This is a genomic window from Halobacterium sp. MBLA0001, from assembly GCF_049705385.1.
GTDB lineage: Archaea > Halobacteriota > Halobacteria > Halobacteriales > Halobacteriaceae > Halobacterium > Halobacterium salinarum.
The window spans coordinates 150404-167899 of record NZ_JBNAMQ010000007.1 but is presented as its reverse complement, the minus strand read 5'-3'; the positions used below and the strand labels follow the sequence as shown (position 1 = coordinate 167899).

General features: G+C 68.6%; 17 protein-coding genes. 11 read left to right on the top strand and 6 right to left on the bottom strand.

Annotation, left to right across the window (positions count from 1 at the left end; all coding sequences use genetic code 11):
• Positions 1-42: 42 nt before the first annotated feature.
• The 4 genes from pepF to ACOZ32_RS02030 all read left to right on the top strand — a co-directional run bounded on the left by pepF (position 43) and on the right by ACOZ32_RS02030 (position 4099).
• Positions 43-1836 (top strand): oligoendopeptidase F, encoded by a 1794-nt coding sequence (gene pepF, locus ACOZ32_RS02045; protein ID WP_424334890.1) that lies wholly within the window; start codon positions 43-45, stop codon positions 1834-1836.
• A 95-nt stretch (positions 1837-1931) separates the two neighbouring features.
• Positions 1932-3167 carry a proteasome-activating nucleotidase Pan2 gene (gene pan2 / locus ACOZ32_RS02040; protein ID WP_010903472.1) on the top strand — a complete coding sequence of 412 codons (1236 nt, stop codon included), beginning with the start codon at positions 1932-1934 and terminating at the stop codon, positions 3165-3167.
• 32 nt (positions 3168-3199) lie between these two features.
• On the top strand, positions 3200-3682 hold the full coding sequence (locus ACOZ32_RS02035) for a pyruvoyl-dependent arginine decarboxylase (protein ID WP_424334889.1): 483 nt from the start codon (positions 3200-3202) through the stop codon (positions 3680-3682).
• A 51-nt stretch (positions 3683-3733) separates the two neighbouring features.
• Positions 3734-4099: a DUF5811 family protein gene (locus ACOZ32_RS02030; RefSeq protein ID WP_010903470.1), complete on the top strand. Its 366-nt coding sequence runs from the start codon at positions 3734-3736 to the stop codon at positions 4097-4099.
• Between the two features lie 76 nt (positions 4100-4175).
• Here ACOZ32_RS02030 and infB read toward each other — a convergent pair whose 3' ends face one another.
• A complete protein-coding gene (gene infB, locus ACOZ32_RS02025) occupies positions 4176-5978 on the bottom strand; it encodes a translation initiation factor IF-2 (RefSeq protein WP_424334888.1) in 1803 nt (600 codons plus the stop codon).
• A gap of 214 nt (positions 5979-6192) precedes the next feature.
• Here infB and ACOZ32_RS02020 point away from each other — a divergent pair, with 214 nt between their 5' ends.
• Entirely contained in the window at positions 6193-6432 is a 240-nt protein-coding gene (locus ACOZ32_RS02020; protein WP_010903468.1) for a PRC-barrel domain-containing protein, read from the top strand.
• Positions 6432-6893 carry an NOB1 family endonuclease gene (locus ACOZ32_RS02015; RefSeq protein ID WP_012289414.1) on the top strand — a complete coding sequence of 154 codons (462 nt, stop codon included), beginning with the start codon at positions 6432-6434 and terminating at the stop codon, positions 6891-6893. The genes ACOZ32_RS02020 and ACOZ32_RS02015 overlap by 1 nt, the downstream gene beginning before the upstream one ends.
• A gap of 1 nt (position 6894) precedes the next feature.
• Here ACOZ32_RS02015 and ACOZ32_RS02010 read toward each other — a convergent pair whose 3' ends face one another.
• Together ACOZ32_RS02010 and ACOZ32_RS02005 are read right to left on the bottom strand one after the other, a co-directional pair.
• Positions 6895-7944 carry a CPBP family intramembrane glutamic endopeptidase gene (locus ACOZ32_RS02010; protein ID WP_205251056.1) on the bottom strand — a complete coding sequence of 350 codons (1050 nt, stop codon included), beginning with the start codon at positions 7942-7944 and terminating at the stop codon, positions 6895-6897.
• 8 nt (positions 7945-7952) lie between these two features.
• On the bottom strand, positions 7953-9233 hold the full coding sequence (locus ACOZ32_RS02005; protein WP_424334887.1) for a glucose-6-phosphate isomerase: 1281 nt from the start codon (positions 9231-9233) through the stop codon (positions 7953-7955).
• Between the two features lie 106 nt (positions 9234-9339).
• Between ACOZ32_RS02005 and ACOZ32_RS02000 the strand changes: the two genes are divergently transcribed.
• The 4 genes from ACOZ32_RS02000 to ACOZ32_RS01985 all read left to right on the top strand — a co-directional run bounded on the left by ACOZ32_RS02000 (position 9340) and on the right by ACOZ32_RS01985 (position 12916).
• Positions 9340-9882: a hypothetical protein gene (locus ACOZ32_RS02000; protein WP_424334886.1), complete on the top strand. Its 543-nt coding sequence runs from the start codon at positions 9340-9342 to the stop codon at positions 9880-9882.
• A gap of 47 nt (positions 9883-9929) precedes the next feature.
• Positions 9930-10403, top strand: coding sequence for a DUF5812 family protein (locus ACOZ32_RS01995; protein ID WP_205251053.1), 474 nt, complete (start codon positions 9930-9932; stop codon positions 10401-10403).
• Positions 10404-10535: 132 nt separating this feature from the next.
• Positions 10536-11390: a protein translocase subunit SecF gene (secF, locus tag ACOZ32_RS01990; protein WP_205251052.1), complete on the top strand. Its 855-nt coding sequence runs from the start codon at positions 10536-10538 to the stop codon at positions 11388-11390.
• Positions 11387-12916, top strand: a complete 1530-nt coding sequence (locus tag ACOZ32_RS01985) for a preprotein translocase subunit SecD (RefSeq protein ID WP_424334885.1) — start codon at positions 11387-11389, stop codon at positions 12914-12916. Before secF ends, ACOZ32_RS01985 begins: the two co-directional genes overlap by 4 nt.
• Before the next feature lie 7 nt (positions 12917-12923).
• On the opposite strand, the gene nucS is transcribed toward ACOZ32_RS01985, so the two are convergent.
• Positions 12924-13676 (bottom strand): endonuclease NucS, encoded by a 753-nt coding sequence (nucS, locus tag ACOZ32_RS01980; protein ID WP_235157711.1) that lies wholly within the window; start codon positions 13674-13676, stop codon positions 12924-12926.
• 130 nt (positions 13677-13806) lie between these two features.
• Between nucS and ACOZ32_RS01975 the strand changes: the two genes are divergently transcribed.
• A complete protein-coding gene (locus ACOZ32_RS01975; protein WP_205251049.1) occupies positions 13807-15417 on the top strand; it encodes a Na+/H+ antiporter NhaC family protein in 1611 nt (536 codons plus the stop codon).
• Here the strand turns inward: ACOZ32_RS01975 and rnhB are convergent.
• A complete protein-coding gene (gene rnhB / locus ACOZ32_RS01970) occupies positions 15414-16052 on the bottom strand; it encodes a ribonuclease HII (RefSeq protein WP_235157709.1) in 639 nt (212 codons plus the stop codon). The genes ACOZ32_RS01975 and rnhB overlap by 4 nt on opposite strands.
• Position 16053: 1 nt before the next feature.
• Positions 16054-17331, bottom strand: coding sequence for a tRNA pseudouridine(54/55) synthase Pus10 (locus ACOZ32_RS01965; RefSeq protein ID WP_010903457.1), 1278 nt, complete (start codon positions 17329-17331; stop codon positions 16054-16056).
• Positions 17332-17496: the final 165 nt, after the last annotated feature.

Here is a 17496-nt window from a genome sequence, read left to right as displayed (position 1 = left end):
GTTTGCGAACGTTTAACCGGACGCACGCGAACGCTGGGGCATATGAGCAGTGTCCCCGACCGGGCGGACGTGGCGGACGAGTACAAATGGGCGCTGGCGTCCATCTACGAGACCGACGACGAGTGGGAGGCGGCCTTCGAGGACGTCCAAGCCGAGCTTGACGCGCTCAACGACTACGAGGGGCGGCTCACCGAGGACGGCGAGACGCTGCTGGCGGCCCTGGAGTTGCGCGATGCGGTCTACCGGGACGCCAAGACGGTGTCCGCGTACGCCCGCATGCGGTCGGACGAAGACACCCGCGACCAGGAGTACCAGGCGCTGCAGGCGCGCGGCGCGAGCCTCATGACCGACGTGTCCTCGGCGACGTCCTTTTTCGACCCCGAGCTCCAGGCCTGCACCCGCGAGCAACTGCAGTCGATGATCGAGGAGACGCCCGAGCTTGCGGTGTACGAGCATTACTTCGACGACGTGTTGCGGATGAAACCGCACACGCGCTCGGCGGAGGTCGAGGGGCTCCTGAGCGAGCTCGGCGAGGTGTTCGGCGCGCCAAGCGACGCGTACAACATGCTCACCGACGCCGACCTGGAGTTCCCCACCGTCGAAGACCCCGCCGGCGATGCCGTCGAGATCTCGCAGTCGAACTTCACGAACCTCCTGAAGACCCCGGACCGGGCGTTCCGACAGACCGTCCACGAGCAGTTCTACGACACCATCAGCGGCGTCCGGAACACCATCGGGTCGACGATGAAAACCCAGATGAAACGGGACGTGAAACTCGCCGAGGCGCGCAACTACGACACCGCCCGGCAGGCCGCCCTGGACAGCGGCAACATCCCCGTCGAGGTGTACGACACGCTCGTCGACACGGTCGACGACAACCTCGGCACGCTCCAGCGCCACGCCGACCTGAAGCGGCGCGCCCTCGGCGTCGACGACCTGGAGATGTGGGACCTCTACATGCCCATCGTGGACTCCGAAGGCCCCGATATCGAGTACGCCGACGCCCGCGAGCACGTCATCGAGGCGGTCGCGCCGCTCGGCGAGGACTACCAGCAGCGTGTCGCCGACGGCCTGGATTCGAACTGGGTGGACGTCTACGAGAACCGCGGGAAGCGCTCGGGCGCGTACTCCGGGGGGACCTACGACACCCAGCCGTTCATCCTGATGAACTACCAGGACGACATCTCCTCGATGTTCACGCTCGCCCACGAACTCGGGCACAGCCTCCACAGCCAGTACACCAGCGAACACCAGCCCTACGTCTACTCGAACTACGAGATCTTCGTGGCGGAAGTCGCGTCCACGGTCAACGAGGCGCTGCTGGTCAACCACCTGCTCGACACGGTCGAGGACGACCACTTCCGGCGGCACATCCTCAACGAGTACCTCGAACGCTTCCGGTCGACGCTCTACCGCCAGACGCTGTTCGCGGACGTCGAACAGCGCCTCCACGAGCTCACCCGGGCGGGCGAGGCGCTCACGCCCGACCGCATCGACGAGGTGTACGGCGACCGCAAGCGCGCGTACTACGCCAACGCCACCATCGACGACCACATCGAACGGGAGTGGATGCGCATCCCGCATTTCTACTACAACTTCTACGTCTTCCAGTACGCCACCGGCATCTCCGCGGCGGTCGCGCTCGTCGAGGACATCCTCGACGACGACCAGCCCGACGCCGCCGCCCGCTACCGGGAGTTCCTCACCCGCGGGTCCAGCGCGTACCCGATCGAACTCCTCCAGGACGCCGGCGTCGACATGTCCACGAGCGCCCCCATCGAGCGCGCGATCGGCGTCTACGACCACTACCTCGACGAGGCCGACGACCTCGTCTAACGCCGCGCCGCCACACCCCCGTTTGGCGTCCCGCGCACGGACAGTGTAGCCTACCCAAAGGAACTTCTACGCGCGGCCCCTATGGACGGCAACGAATGTCGCGTAGCCCCTCATTGCCGGACCGGCCGACGCTCGACGTCGATCCCGAGTCGACGCCGGCGGAACGCCTCAACGCGCTCCAAGACCACTACGTGGATATCGTGGCGGTCAACGGAGAGCTGCAGGCGCAACTCGACGATGTCGAAGCCCGCCGCGAAGAACTCCGCGAGGAGGTCAACCGCCTCCAGCGCGAGAACGAGACGCTGAAAACGGCGTCGCTGTACCTGGCGACCGTCGAAGACCTGCCCGAAGACGGCAGCGCCGTGATCAAACAGCACGGCAACAACCAGGAGGTCCTCACCGAGCTGTCGCCGCGACTCGCGGACACCCTGGAGGTCGGCGACCGGGTCGCGATCAACGACTCGTTCAGCGTGCAGCGCGTGCTCGACGACGAAACCGACGCCCGCGCGCAGGCCATGGAAGTCGACGAGTCGCCGTCGGTCACGTACGCTGACATCGGCGGCCTCGACGACCAGCTCCGGGAAGTCCGGGAAGCCGTCGAGGACCCGCTGGTCAACCCCGAGAAGTTCGACGCGGTCGGCGTCGAACCCCCGAGTGGGGTGTTGTTGCACGGGCCGCCCGGCACCGGCAAGACGATGCTCGCGAAAGCCGTCGCGAACCAGACGGACGCCAGCTTCATCAAGATGGCCGGCAGCGAGCTCGTGCGGAAGTTCATCGGCGAGGGCTCCCGGCTGGTCCGGGATCTCTTCGAGCTCGCGGAACAGAAAGACCCCGCGATCATCTTCATCGACGAGATCGACGCCGTCGCCGCCAAGCGCACGGATTCGAAGACCAGCGGGGACGCCGAGGTCCAGCGCACGATGATGCAGTTGCTCTCGGAGATGGACGGCTTCGACGAGCGCGGCGACATCCGCATCATCGCCGCCACCAACCGCTTCGACATGCTGGACTCCGCGATCCTGCGGCCCGGCCGCTTCGACCGCCTCATCGAAGTCCCCAACCCGAACCCGGACGCCCGCGAGCGCATCCTGGAGATCCACGCCGGCGAGATGAACGTCGCCGACAGCGTCGACTTCTCGGATCTCGCCGCCGACACCGCGGAGTTCTCCGGTGCGCAGCTCGCCAGCCTCGCCACGGAAGCCGGGATGTTCGCCATCCGCGACGACCGCGACGAGGTCCACCGCCAGGACTTCGACGACGCCTACGAGAAACTCGTCGCCGAGGGGGACACCGAGTCCAGCGGCCCGCGGTACCCGAGCTACATTCAGTAAGTATAGGACGCCGGACGGCGTACGCCGACCGTATGCCTCGCATCCGAATCGCGTGGGGGAGCGGTGTCGCCCCGACGAAGATGGCCGCCTACGACGCCGCGCTCGCGGACGCCAACGTCCACAACTACAACCTGATTCGCGTCTCGTCGGTCATTCCCGCCGACGCAACCGTCTCCGCGGTCGACACCGCGCCCGACCTCGGGCCGGCGGGGAACACGCTCACCGTCGTGGAAGCCCGCGGCCAAACAGCGGGGCCGGGGCAGGCAAGCGCCGGGCTGGCGTGGGCACCCCGCGACGGCGCGCCCGGACTCTTCTACGAAGCCGCCGACGAGACCACCCCCGACGACGTCGCCGACCGCGTCACCACCGGCATCACGGCCGGCATGGAGGTGCGCGACTGGGACGGCGTGGAGCCGTCCGTGCGGACCGAGACGGTCACCGCCGACGCCGGCGAGCACGCCGCGGCCGTCGTCATCGCGGCCTACGGCGACAGCGACCCCGTTTTCGACCAGTAAGATCACCCGACAGTAGAAGGGTTATACGTTCCCACCACGTACCCGTGTGTCATGCATGGAAACGCGCCGTACAGCGGGCCGGCGGACGCCACTGGCGACCTCAGTGGCGAGCAACGTCGCGCGCTCCAGACGAGCATCGCGCAGATCGCGTCCCGGACCCGCGAGTTCCTGCCCGACGAGTACGTGGTCGGCTCGGAGGTCACGAACGGGTCCAGCGGCGTGCAGGTCACGGTTGCGGTTCGCCCGCCCGCCGGCAACCCGGTCAGCGCCGGTTTCACGCCCGAGTTCGAGGATCTCGCCGACGACGACCTGATCCCCACCGAGGACCGCGAGGAGGTCGCTCGCGGGCTCGCCGCCAGTGCGGCGCTGCAGGTCAAACACGCCCTCGGCGACGACGTTCCCGAAACAGCGCGGTAGTTCAGCCGGTTCTCACGGGCCAAATTCGGCGGTCAACTAGAGCTTACAGCCGTATCCGCTGCCGGCCCCAGACCGCCTACTTCCCCCAGAAGGGGTCGCGTTTGCGCATGATGTCCAGATAGGATTTCAGCGCCTCGCGCTCGTCGGCGGGCAGGTCAGACGTGAGCTCTTGGTCCAGGACCTTCGCGTGCTTTTCGGGCAGGTCAACCCAGAGTTCGTCGCCCTCCTTGATGTCGCGGCCGACCGTCGGGCCGTCGATGGAGACGCTGACGCGGTTGCCCGCGCGGGCTTCGTCGACGTCCTCACCCTGATCCTGGATGCCCTTGACGATGCCCGCGCGGTCGAGGTCGTTGCCCTCGATACCGCCGACCGGCGTGTTCCGCTTGAGCGTGCCCGACACCACCTCAACGCCGACGACCGCGGGGTCGTTCTGGCGGAACACGTGGTCTTTCAGGATGCGGAACCGCGCCGGGCGCACGATGTTGTCGAAGACGGCTTCTTTCTGCTCGCGCTCCTGGGCGTCGACGAACGCCTCGTAGTCCTCGACGAGCTGGTAGATCACGTCGCTGTTGAACACGCGCACGGACTCGCGTTCGGCGTTCTCCGCGGCGGCCGGCAGCACGTCGACGTTGAACCCCAGGAGCACGCGGTTTTTCTCGCTGTCGACGGTGGTCGCCATCGCCACGTCCCGCGGCGCGACATCGCCGACTTCCGCCGACATCACGGGGATCTCGGCCTCTTCGAGCGCGCTCACGAGCGCCTCCAGGCTGCCCAGCGTGTCCGCTTTCACCACGATCCCCTCCTCGCCGGTTTCGACCGCGACCTCCGCCAGCTCCGCCTCCACCTCGGTGACGACGTCCGCGACGTCACGATCGCCGACCACGCGGATCGGCGCGCCGGCCATCGCGTCGTCGAGGTCCGGCGCGGCGACTTTCAGGCCGGCGGCGGCCTGCATTCGGTCGACGTTCCCGAAGCGTTTCTCCGTCCGCATCTCCGCGAGGTCGCCGGGCTTCAACAGCGCGCGGACGTCCGTGACGATGGGCTCGGGCTGCGCGCCGACCACGACGGTGTCCCCCGACCGGATGGTGCCGTCGTAGAGGATCACGTCGACGGTCGTCCCGAAGCCCTGCTCGTCTTTGACTTCGAGGACGGTGCCCGCGCCGGGGCCGTCGATGGTGACCTCCATCTCGGATTTCATGTACCGCTGGGCCAGCCCCATCAGCACCGTCAGCAGATCCGGGACGCCCTCACCGGTTTCCGCCGAGACGGGGATGACCCCGACGTTCTTCTGGAAGTTCTGCACCCGCCAGTAGAGGTCCGAGGAGAACCCCGCGTCGGACATCTCGCCGATGAGTTCGTACAGCGCGTCGTCGAGGTCCGAGCGCACGCGGTCGCTTTGGTCGTCGTAAGTGCCCTGCACGGGCGCGTCCGGGTTCGGGTTCCACCCCGGCGTCGTGTCGATCTTGTTCGCGGCGACGACGAACGGCGTCCCCGTGTCCTTCAGGATGCGGATCGCTTCCTCCGTCTGTGGCTGGAAGCCGTCGTTGACGTCCACCACGAGGATGGCGATGTCCGCGAGCGCGCCGCCCCGCGAGCGCAGCGTCGAGAAGGAGTGGTGGCCGGGCGTGTCGATGAACAACAGCCCCGGCAGGTCGAACTCGGTGGGGTCGACGAGGCTGCCGGCGACCTCCGAGACGGTGTCCAGCGGGACCGCTGTCGCGCCGATGTGTTGGGTGATCGCGCCGGCTTCGCCTTCGATGACGGCCGAGCCGCGGATCTTATCCAGCAGGCTAGTCTTGCCGTGGTCGACGTGGCCGAGCACGGCCACGATCGGCGTTCGCAAGTCCCCGGGGTCGTCGGTGGTGTCTGCGTCGGGCATAGTAGAATCCTCCGAGAGAACGGTCGTTACCCCAATGGAGCGCGCGGTAGCCTATAATTCCATCGTCACGGCGGCGACGGCGACGCCGATGGGCCGACCGCGTTCGGCTGGCGTCGCGTGTGGCGCTGTCGACTCGCTGTGTGGTGGTTTCGCTGTCGCACGCCCGTCGGACATCCCCCCGGGGTTTATGTGAATCCCGACAGTGAAACCGGGTATGGCCGACATCCTCGCCGAAAACCTCTCCGGGAAGGCCGTGATGGGGTCGGACGGCACGGAGCTTGGCATGCTGTACAACATCACGATGGACCTCAAATCCGGCACGCTGGAGCACCTGCTCGTCGAGCAGACCGAGGAGTCCGTCGCCGCTGACTTCCCGATCGGCGACGACGGCCGGTACCGCGTTCCGGTGAGCCGCGTGCAAGCAGTCAAAGACTACATCGTCGTTCGCCGATAGTGCACGTCCTCGACGCCACCGCGTTCATCGACGAGTACGACGCCCCGGACCCGACCGCCTCAGTCCCCGAGGTCCGCGACGAGCTCACCGACGCCGCGGCGTTCCGGTTCGACGCGGCCGCGGGCAGCGGCATGCGGGTGCACGTCCCCGCACAGGACGCCCGCGAGGCCGTGCGCCAGGCCGCGGCCACGACCGGCGACGCCGACGTGCTCTCCGAGACCGACCGCCGGCTGTTGGCGACCGCCCACGAACTCGACGGGACGCTGGTCAGCGACGACTACGCGATGCAGAACGTCGCCGCCGAGCTCGCCGTCACGGTCGAGTCGATCTCCCAGGACGGCATCACCGAGCGCCGCGACTGGCGCCTCCAATGCCAGGGGTGTGGCCGCGAGTTCGACGACACCGACCACGACCGCTGTCCCGTCTGTGGCAGCCCCCTCGAACGCAAGAACCCGTCGTAGGCTACGTGAACTGCCAGTACGCGAGTCCGAACTGGACCGCGTCGTAGACGCCGTGGATGACGATCGGTGCCAGCAGGTTGTCGGTGCGCTCGTAGGCGACGCCGAGCACCAGGCTGACGACGAACACGCGCGCGAGCGCGACCATCACGGCACCCGGGGCGGCTGTCCCGGCGTACGCCAGCAGGTGGCTGGCCGCGAACACGAACGACGCGACGACCACGGCGCTGCGCCGCGAATACGCGTCGTAGAGGTATTTCTGCACGGCGTTGCGCGCGAGCAGCTCCTCGCCCGGGGCGACGAACACCAGGGAGACAACCGCCAACGGCACTAGCATCGCGGGGGTCTTCCGGGCAGCTTCGATGAGGCCGTGTTGGGTCTGTGGCAGCGAGAGCGCCGTCACGACCACGTTCAACCCCAGATGCAACGCGAAGATCGCGCCCACACCGCCAGCCGCAACGCCCACGTCACGCCGGGTGACGGTGGGGGTGTCGATCCCGGCAACGTCCGATGCCCGCACGAACACGACGCCCATGATCCCCAACCCAACGCTTGACACCGCAGCCCGCACCGGGTACGCGACCGTCGGCGCGTCCGGCGCGATGCCCGCGGCGATGGCTGCAAGCAGGCTGCTCGCGACGAGCGCGCCGGCGGACACGACCACAGCAACGCCGACCGCCCGCTCCCGGGCGCGCACGCCGTCGGCATCCACGCCGGCGACCGCGGCGAGCCCGGCCCCGATCACGCTGATCCCCGCGAACAGCGCCACCGCCGGCCCGGCGGTGACCGGCCCGGTCATGGACAGCAGCGCCGCCGCCGCCGTCAGCGAGAGCGCGCCGCCGGCCCCGGTGCCCACGCCGGACAACCACGCGGGGCCGGTGCCGTGGCGACGCCCCGCGAACGCCAGCGTGGCGACGGCGGCGCACGCGGTGGCGGCGTGTGCCACCGTGTCCGCGGCGGGCGCCCAGTCGAGCAGCGTCGCCGCCAGCCCGACGCCCGCGACGACGAACCCGACAGTCGACGCGTACCGGTCGGATACAGGAGGTGTTGGCATGGCCGCGCTCACTCCACGATGTGGGTCTCCGTCTCCGGAAGCGGGTCTTCGCCGCGGAGCAGTTCGCGGGCGGCGTTCTTCCCCCACTCGACGGCGGGCTGGGTGAACGTCTCGACGCCGTAGAGCTCGCCCGCGAGCACGCAGGCGGCTTCGAAGTCGAACAGCAGCCGCCCCACCGACCGCGCGTCGACGGCCGGCATCTCCACGCGCACAGTGGGGACACCGGACGCCGCGAGGCTGGCCGCCGTCGCCTCGAACTCGGCGTCGAGTAGCGCCCCGAGATCGCCGCCGGTGAGATAGTCGATGTCAGCCAGTTCCGCCTCCGGAATCGCACAGTCGGGCCGCGACGCGGGCCGAAGCATGGTCACGAGTTTGTCCCGCGGGCCGGCGCGGTAGAGCTGGAGTTGGCTGTGCTGGTCGGTCGCGCCCAGCGCCCGCGCCGGCGTCTGCCCGACGCCGTCTTTCCCGAGGCTCTCCGCCCAGAGCTGTGCGAACCACTCGGCGAACGTCTCCAGGCGCTCGGCGTACGGCAGCATCGCGTTCACGCCCGCCCCGCGCTGATCGAGGGCGTACGCGGTCGCGCCGTACGCGTACGCGGGGCAGTCCTCAAGGGAGCCGGCAAGCGCCGCCCGCCCGTCGGCCGCGCCCGCCACCAGCTCGCCGACGTCGACGCCGGCGATCGCGGCGGCCGGCAGCGCGACCGTCGACAGCGCGGCGAACCGGCCGGGAACGCCCCTCGGGGCGTCAAGCACGGGCAGGTCGTGGGTGTCCGCGAGCGCCCGCAGCGGCCCGTCGTCGCCCGTCGTGACGAGCGTGCGCGCCGTCCAGTCCACGCCCGCGTCGTCCATGGCGTCCCGCACAACCAGGAAGTTCGCGAGCGTCTCGGCGGTCGTCCCCGACCGCGACACCACGTGCACGGCGGTCGTCGAGAGATCGATCCGGTCCAGCAACCGGGTGACGTGCGCGGGGTCGACGTTGTCCAGCGCGTGGTAGTCCAGGTCGTCGTCGCCCAGTGCGTCCACGAGCGTCGCCGCGCCGAGCGCGCTCCCGCCGATCCCGACGGTCACCAGCGTGTCGGCGTCCGCCACCGCGTCGGCGGCCGCCGTGATCGCGTCCACATCAACCGTCCGCGGGAGGTTCAGGGCCGCGTACCCGAACTCGTCGCCGTCCATCCCGGCGGTGATCCGATCGTGTGCGCGGGCGACGCGGTCGTCGAGTCGGTCCAGCGCGTCCGGCGGCACGCCCGGCGTGGCGGTCGCGTCGAGTGCAGCGCCGATGTCGATTCGCATACACGGAGGGGAGTCTGCCGGCCACTTCAGGGTGGCTAGTTCCGCGAGCCCCCGGGTCGGCGCGGAGTCGCCGGGCTTTTGCTCGCCGCGCCCGCAGGCCACACAAATGGGCCGGTTCGATAGTTACTCCGGGCTGCTGTCGGCGTTCCCGTACGCGTTCCGCGAATCGGACTCCCGGCTGTTCAAAAGCTACGCCGTCGTCAGCGCCGTGCTCGGTGGCCTGTTCGCGTTCCTGATGGCGGGCGCACTCGTCGTGCTCATCTCCAACACTGCCGGCGGGAGCGGCGGCTCGCTGACGCTGTCCCGCACGTTCTACGTCGTGCTCGGGCTGTTCGTGTTCCTGCCGTTGGTCTCTCCCGTGTTGTTCGTCGCGCGCCGCCACCGGCGCGCACTGTCCGTGAACCCCGCCTACGACGCCGGCGTTTCGACCGCCGGCTATCTGTTCGTGGTGTCAGTGTACCTCGGCGTGGTGGCGTCCATGCCGGCGACCTACCGGGTCGCCGGTGAGATCGCGTCCCGACCGCCACCCAGCGGCGTCGCTGCACCCCTGATCGCCGTGCTGTACGGCATCCCGCCGCAGTTCTCGCCGGTGGTGCCGCTGGCCGGCGCGGTGCTCGTGTACGCCACGCATCGCTGGCTGCGCGCGTGAACCGCCGAACAGTAACAGTGAACCGGGGAGCCGGCCTACGGGCGGGCATGACCGACGCCCGATCCAAGACCGCGACGTTCTTCGTCAGTGACGCCAGCGAGGACTCCGCGATCCTCACCGACGTCTCGGACGCACAGGTGCACACCCTCTCGGAGAACCCCGGGCTCTCGGCCGGCGACGTACTGGACGCAACCATCACGCCGGACCCACCGATGCACGTCACGTACAGCGTCGCGTCCGTCGCCGAACACACCCAGATCCCGGTGACCGTCAGCGACGAAACCCCCACCCCGAACGCTCGCGATCTGGCCGCCGACCTCCCCCGCGGCGAGCTCGCGACCGCCGAGCGCGCCGGCGTCGGCGAAATCCACGTGCTCTCGGTCGGCGCGGACAACGTCTCAGACGCCGTCGATGACGTTGTTGCGGACGACCAGACCGTCTCGCGGGCCGCCCGCATCGGCATCAATCGCGTGGAGGTGCGGGCGGGCGAGGACTTCATCAGCGTCCGATATCTGCCGTAGCCCCGGGCCTGCCCTCCCGTCGCGCCCCCACCGGCGCGGTCACGTCGTGTGAGTGCGTCCCGCTGTACCAGCTCTCGAACCCACGGCGTCCGGATAAGAAGGCTTAACCAGCGTCGCATCCCACCGCCAGGCATGTCATGGTTCGAGGTCCCGGACGTTGACCTCAGCCAGTACTCAATGCGGCAACTCGTTGCGCCGCCGCTTGCCGTGTTGGTCGTCGCCCTCGCGGTCATCGGTGGGTGGATGGCCGCCACGGGCGCGCCGGTGTCGCCCGGCATTGAGTTCACTGGCGGGTCGGAAGTGGTCGCACAATCAAGCGCGCCGTCCGCACAGGTCAAAGCCGCCTTCGATGCCGAGCCGACGTCGTTCCGCTCGGTCGGCACCGACGGCAACCGGTACCTCGCGACCTTCCAGAGTGAGAACGCCCCCGGCATCAGTGGGGACACCGCTGACATCGAAATCGTGCAGTCCCAGGAAGTCTCACCCTCGTTTGGCTCCTCGACTCAGGGACTGGCACTGCTGGGTGTCGCGGCCGCATTCCTCGGCATGAGCGTGCTCGTGTTCGCGCTGTTCCGGACGTTCGTCCCCAGCATCGCGGTCGTCGTCTCAGCGTTCAGCGACATCGTCGTGCCCGTGGCGCTGATGAACGTCTTCGGCATCAAGCTCTCGCTGGGAACGGTCGCTGCGTTGCTGATGTTGATCGGGTACTCCGTCGACTCCGACATCCTCCTGAACAACCACGTCCTCCGGCGGTCGGGCGGGTTCTGGGAGAGCGTCGACCGCGCGATGAACACCGGTGTCACGATGACACTCACCTCCATCGCCGCGATGGTCGTGATGACGATCGTCTCCTACATCTTCGGCATCCCACTGATGTCCTCGATCGGCCTCGTGTTGGTGATGGGGCTGGTCACTGATCTCATGAACACATACATGTTGAACGTCACGTTGCTTCGCTGGTACAAGTTCGAGGGGGTGGCGAAATGAGCTGGTTCCGCGAGAACTGGCGGATCGCAGCCCTCGTCGTCCTGGTCGTCGCCAGCTCCGTCGCGTTGTTCGCGCCCGGCATCGGCGCGAGCGCCAACACCAGCGGCCAGCAGGCCGCAACCGGTGACCCGACGAACCTCAACTACGGCCTCGAACTCTCCGGTGGGGTCCGCCTCCGCACGACTGTTACCGGTGTCACCGCTGACGGCGTGTCGGTCACTCCGGACAACGAAGGCGAGATCGCCACCCGCATCAGCACCGCCCTCGACGTCGAGCGTGGCAACGTCCGCGCCCGCCCGGCCAGTGGCAGCGTCGAAGTCTACCAGAACGTCTCCACCAGCAGCCTGCGCACCACGCTTGAGGACGCTGGCTACTCGCCGGATTCGGTTCGCCGCGGCGTCACGCAGGCCACACGGGACAACATCGTCTCCATCATCGGCTCGAAGATCGACGCCACCGGGCTCGGCGGCGCGGAAGTCAAAGACATCGAAACCAGCGCCGGCGCTCAGGCCCACTACATCGTCGTGGAAGTGCCCGGCCAGAACGCCTCCCAGGTGCAGTCGCTCATCCAGGGACGCGGCCAGGTCACCCTCGACGCGTATTATCCGGGATCCAACGGGACGAACGTCAACGCCACCGTTCTGCGCGGCGACGAGCTCGTCGAAGTCGACCAACCCAAACGCGACCAGAACGGCCGGCCGTTCGTCCCGGTACAGCTCTCGGCGGAGGCCGCCCAACGGTTCACCGGCGACATGACCCAGTACGGGTTCACCTCACAGGCGGGCATCAGCAACTGTCGGTTCCCCAACGGCGGATACTGTCTGCTCACCAAACTCGACGGCGAGGAAGTGTACAACGCCAGCATGGGGCCGGGGCTGGCGCGGACCCTCAGCTCCGGGAAGTTCGTCAACAACCCGTCGTTCCGGATCACGGCCAACTCCATGACGGCAGCCCGCAACCTGCAGGTGAACCTGCAGGCCGGCGCGCTGCCCGCCGAGATCACCGTCCAGAACTCCTACTACGTCGCGCCGAGCTTCGCACAGAAGTACAAACCGCTCTCGCTGGTGACCGGGCTCGCGGCCGCGATCGCGGTCGCGATCATGGTGTTGCTCCGGTACGGCGAGCCGAAGATCGCGATCCCGATGGTGTTCACGGCGCTCGCGGAGGTCGTCATCCTGCTCGGGTTCGCCGCCGTCTCCGGGCTGGCGCTTGACCTCTCACACCTCGCCGGGTTCATCGCGGTGATCGGAACCGGGGTGGACGACCTCGTCATCATCGCCGACGAGGTGATGACAGAGCAGGTGTCGTCGTCGCGCATCTTCCAGAGCCGCTTCCGGAAGGCGCTGTGGGTGATCGGTGCCGCCGCCGCCACCACCATCCTCGCGATGAGCCCGCTTGCGGTGCTGAGTCTCGGCGACCTCCGCGGGTTCGCGCTGGTCACCATCCTGGGCGTGCTCATCGGGGTGCTCGTCACGCGGCCGGCCTACGGTGACGTGCTCCGGCGGCTGCTGACGACAGACACCTGAGCGGGCCTCAGAAGTCCGTGAGCTTCGCCTCGGTCGCGCCCTTCGCGTCCAGGCCGAACTCGGCGAGCGCCACGAACTCCAGGCCGTTGTCCCGGAGCGCCCGGGTCACCCGCTCGGACGCCGACGGCGCGACCAGCATCCCGCGCACGTCATCGTTCGTCTCCGCGTAGCGGTCGACGTAGCGCTTGAGCTGGTCGAAGTGATTCAGCGTCGCCTGGATGCGTTTGACCTCGATCACGACCGGCGTGCCGTCCCCGTCAACGGCGTAGAAATCGATGAACCCGTATTTGGTTTCGCGCTCGTGCTCGACGACGCGCAGCCCCGCTTCGAGGGCGTCGGGGTTGGCCTCGATGTACTCGTGCATCTCCGCCTCGGTTCCGGACTCCTCGTAGGTCGCGCCGTCCTCGGCGTCGAACCGCGTGACACCGTAGACCTCATGCAGCCTGGTTTCGACGCGCTCGGTGGGGTTACTGCGGCGCGCCAGCAACACTGCGTCGCCCTGGCTGGTGCGCGCCTCGACGGTGCCGCCGCCGGGCATCCAGTTGACGGGCTTGTGGCCCGTGGGCTGATGCACGAGAAACGTGCCGTCGGGTTTCGCGACGAGCAGCCGATCACCGTCGCCGAGATAGCCACTCGTCCGCCCGTTGTATTCGACCTCGCAGCGGGCTTGCACGCTCAGCACTGCGCCGTTCCGGAACGCCGCGTTGGCCGCGTCGACGAACGCCGCCGGTGTCGGCGCGGACACTCTCTCGACTGTCATTCTATGGGTGTGCAGGCCACCGCGATGGTTAAACGCCCGACTTCCCGGTGGTTCCTGTCGGCGCTCCGTCGTGTGTGAACCGCGCCGGTGCGAAGCTGGGTTTAAGTCTCTGGGACAGAATTCAGGCGGTATGTCGGAGTTCGGCGTCCTCTCCGTTGTCCCGCCGTTACTTGCAATCGCGCTGGCGATCATCACGCGGAAAGCCATTCTCTCGCTGTTCCTCGGCGTGTGGTCGGGGGGGATCATCTACACAGGCGGCCTCGGCATCCAGCAGACGTTCAGCTGGGTCGTCCGGTCGATCTCCCAAGTCGAACCCAACGCCGAGGGGTCGGTGTTCCACGCCCAGATCATCGTGTTCACGCTGTTGCTTGGCTCATCGGTCGCGATGATCTGGCGCCTCGGCGGCTCGCACGCCGTCCGCGACTGGGCGCTCACGCACATCGACAGCAAGCGCTCGGCGGGCGTCGTCGCGTGGCTGCTGGGCGTGCTGTTGTTCTTCGACGACTACGCCAACACCGCCATCGTCGGCTCCACGATGAAAGACGTCTCCGACCACCTCGGCCTCTCCCGCGAGAAGCTGTCGTACGTCGTCGACTCCACTGCCGCGCCCGTGGCGACACTCGGCATCTCCTCGTGGGTCGCGTTCCAACTCTCCATGATCGAGAAGGGCTACGAGACCGCCGGCGTGTCCGCCGCCAACCGCCCACAGAACTTCGAGATCTTCCTGCAGGCCATCCCGTTCAACATGTACTCGATTCTCGCCGTGGTGATGGTGGCGATCATCGTGCTTTCGCGCCGCGACTACGGGGCAATGCTGACCGCCGAACACCGCGCGACGACAACCGGCGCGGTCACCAGCGAGGACGCGACCCCGATGCAGGACGTCAAGGGCGAACTCGGGGAGCCCAGCGCGGAAAACCCCTCGCTGGTCTCCTTTTTCGTCCCGGTCGCCGTCCTCATCGCTGTCACCATCGCCACCGCACTGTACACCGGCTACGGACCCGACACGACCCTCTACGACATGGTCGTGGGCGCGGACTACGCAGTGGCGCTCATCGTCGGCTCGTTCGCGATGGTCGTCTCGACGTACGTCCTCGGCCTGACGTACGGGATCCTCTCACTGGGTGAGAGCGTCGACACGACCGTCGACGGCTTCGGCATCATGCTCACGGCCGTGACGATCCTCGTGTTGGCGTGGTCGATCGGCAACGTCGTCGACGCGCTCGGCACTGCAAGGTACGTCAGCGGCATCGCAAAGCTGTTCCTCACGCCGGCGCTGCTGCCGGTTGTCGTGATGTTCACCGCCGCGTTCGTCGCGTTCTCTACGGGCAGCTCGTGGGGGACGATGAGCATCGTCACCCCCATCGCCGTGCCGGTCGCGTGGAACCTCGCCGGCACCCACACCATGGTGTCCGCGGTCGTCGGTGTGGTGTTCTCGGGCGCCATCTTCGGCGACCACGCCTCCCCGATCTCCGACACAACCGTGCTGTCGGCGACGTTCACCGGCGCGGACCTCATCGACCACGTGCGCACGCAGCTGTACTACGCCGGCACGGTCATCGCCGTTACCGCGGTGCTGCTCGCCGTCTGGGGGGTCACCCGCATCACGCCGTGGGTGTTGCTGCCCGTCGGCGCGCTCGCGCTCGTTGTCCTCGTCTACGCCCTCTCGGAGCTCGACGCCAGACGCCGCGACATCAGCCCCGTCCAGTCGGGCACCCCCAGCGCAGACCCCGACGACTAAAACTCGTCCAGCGCGGACTGCTCGGCCGCCCCGAGCGCGTCGCGGCTGGTCTGCCAGCTCGCGCGCGCGCACTCCGGGAGTTCGCCGTGCTCGCGGACGTACGCCGCCAGGAACTCCCGCGTCGTCGAGTCGCTGGGGTATCCGGACCCGATGTCCGCGTCGAACGCCGCGGCGAGCGCGTCGACGTGGGCGTCCCGCGCGACTTTCGCGACGATGCTCGCCGCCGCCACCAGATCGTACTCGTCGTCGGCCCCGTGTTCGGCGGTCACCGCCACGTCGGCCGCGACCCGGTTGGCCACCCGGCGGCCGAACCGCTGTTCGTTCACGTCGCCGGCGTCAACGTACCCCGCCATGCCGTCGGCCACCACCCGCCCGAGCGCGTCCGCCTGGGCCGCCACGGTGAGCGTGTTCATGTCCGACTCCGGGTCGTCGATGCGGTCGACGGGCACCTCCGCGACACCCACCCGCATCGACGCCCGAACGCGGTCGTCGAGCTCCGCCCGGCGGTCGGCGCTGAGGCGCTTCGAATCCGCGACCCCGTCCGGAACGGCGGCCGGGTCGCCGGCCACCGCCGCCGCGAACATCGACCCGAGGACCGGCCCTTTCCCCGCCTCGTCGACGCCGAACCGCGCCATCTCAGGGGAGATGCTCGGTGTCCTCGAAGGCCTCGGTCTCGCCCGCTACAGCGACCACGTCGAGCGCCGTCACCACGGCCCCGACGCCGAGCAGGCCCGCGAGGCTCGGATTCGTCCGGCCGTCGTCGCTGGACACGAGCTCCTTGATGTAGAGCCCGCCCTCACCCTCGATTTCGACGGTGGCGTGCGTGTCGTCCTCGCGGTCGGCCGTGATGTCGTAGACGTCGCGCTCGCGGACGAGATGCGCGCGCCGGTGGTCGACGCGGTTCGGCGTCTCCTGCTCGATGGTCGCGCCGTCGAGTTCGTCGATCGCGTCCCGGAGGTCGTCGTCGCCCACCGGCGCGTCGAACTCCACGTCAGCCCGGTAGCGCTTGCGGGCGTCGAGTTCCTTCACGCGCTCGACCATCTCGTAGCCCGCGACCGCGACGCCCTCGACCTCGGCTTTGCCGTCCGCGAAGTCGTTGATCGCGTCCGCCAGCGCGTCGGCGTCCGGGTGGCGGTCCTGTGGCTCCGCGACCTCGATGACGAACGGCCGCCCCGTCCCCAGCATCAACGCGTCGATGTCCTCGCGGCCCGCGCCGTGGAACGACGCCTCCGTGCCGCCCATCGCGTCGACGACCGGCGGCGCGGTGAGCTGCTCGACGCTCTCCGGGTAGAGAAAGCCCGTGCCGTCGCAGTGCGGGCACGGCGAATCCACGAGCGTCCCGCTGCCGTTGCAGTCCGAACACGGCCACTTCGTCTGGGGGATCCCGCGTTCGAGTTTGCGGTACCGGCCGTAGACGAACGCCGAGTTCACCGTCACGTCGACGGTTTCGGCTTCGACGTCGATCACGGCGAGCACGTCCGGCCGCCCGAAGTCCACCTCAGTGCCCGTGCGATCGCCGACGCGCTTCCCGACCTCGCGGTTGCACTCGGATTTGAACGGCTCGCCGGCGTCCTCAGCCAGCCCGGCGAGGTCCCGCAGCATCGCCTCGTTCTCCTCGACCAGCGGCGGCGCCTGCGTCCCCACCTGGTAGGTGTCAAACGACGCGTCCGCGACGGCGTCGACCACGAGGTCCGCGAACTCGTCGAACCGCCCGGACGCCCCTTCGCACACCCAGCACGGCTCCTCGGGCTCCTCGTAGGGCTCGTCATCGGCAAGCGCCACGGCGGTCCGCAGCGCCCGCCCGCGCTCGGCGTTCGACAGCCCGAAACTCCGTTCCGCGAAACACCGCCCCAGGCAGGCGTCACACACCGGGGTTTCCGCCAGCACCGCGCGTGCATCCTCCAGGATGGTCATGGACGTTTCGTAGGCGGCCGGTGGTACGTACTCTTCGGTCCGCGGCCACACGACCCCCGCGGCCGGCGGGAGGCGACCGCTCCCGGCGGCGCGCCGCCGGCCACACGCGCCGGACCGCGCTCGGGCGAACCCTGCGCTGTAATGAGTAGACTCAAGAGAACCCTC

Bases quoted from the DNA above. Each gene is read 5' to 3' on its own strand.
- ACOZ32_RS02035 (WP_424334889.1), top strand. From the start codon at position 3,200: ATGCCTCGCATCCGAATCGCGTGGGGGAGCGGTGTCGCCCCGACGAAG.
- ACOZ32_RS02030 (WP_010903470.1), top strand. From the start codon at position 3,734: ATGCATGGAAACGCGCCGTACAGCGGGCCGGCGGACGCCACTGGCGAC.
- ACOZ32_RS01965 (WP_010903457.1), bottom strand. From the start codon at position 17,331: ATGACCATCCTGGAGGATGCACGCGCGGTGCTGGCGGAAACCCCGGTG.
- ACOZ32_RS02020 (WP_010903468.1), top strand. From the start codon at position 6,193: ATGGCCGACATCCTCGCCGAAAACCTCTCCGGGAAGGCCGTGATGGGG.
- secF (WP_205251052.1), top strand. From the start codon at position 10,536: ATGTCATGGTTCGAGGTCCCGGACGTTGACCTCAGCCAGTACTCAATG.
- ACOZ32_RS01995 (WP_205251053.1), top strand. From the start codon at position 9,930: ATGACCGACGCCCGATCCAAGACCGCGACGTTCTTCGTCAGTGACGCC.
- rnhB (WP_235157709.1), bottom strand. From the start codon at position 16,052: ATGGCGCGGTTCGGCGTCGACGAGGCGGGGAAAGGGCCGGTCCTCGGG.
- ACOZ32_RS02005 (WP_424334887.1), bottom strand. From the start codon at position 9,233: ATGCGAATCGACATCGGCGCTGCACTCGACGCGACCGCCACGCCGGGC.
- ACOZ32_RS01975 (WP_205251049.1), top strand. From the start codon at position 13,807: ATGTCGGAGTTCGGCGTCCTCTCCGTTGTCCCGCCGTTACTTGCAATC.
- ACOZ32_RS02010 (WP_205251056.1), bottom strand. From the start codon at position 7,944: ATGCCAACACCTCCTGTATCCGACCGGTACGCGTCGACTGTCGGGTTC.
- nucS (WP_235157711.1), bottom strand. From the start codon at position 13,676: ATGACAGTCGAGAGAGTGTCCGCGCCGACACCGGCGGCGTTCGTCGAC.
- pan2 (WP_010903472.1), top strand. From the start codon at position 1,932: ATGTCGCGTAGCCCCTCATTGCCGGACCGGCCGACGCTCGACGTCGAT.
- infB (WP_424334888.1), bottom strand. From the start codon at position 5,978: ATGCCCGACGCAGACACCACCGACGACCCCGGGGACTTGCGAACGCCG.
- ACOZ32_RS02000 (WP_424334886.1), top strand. From the start codon at position 9,340: ATGGGCCGGTTCGATAGTTACTCCGGGCTGCTGTCGGCGTTCCCGTAC.
- ACOZ32_RS01985 (WP_424334885.1), top strand. From the start codon at position 11,387: ATGAGCTGGTTCCGCGAGAACTGGCGGATCGCAGCCCTCGTCGTCCTG.
- pepF (WP_424334890.1), top strand. From the start codon at position 43: ATGAGCAGTGTCCCCGACCGGGCGGACGTGGCGGACGAGTACAAATGG.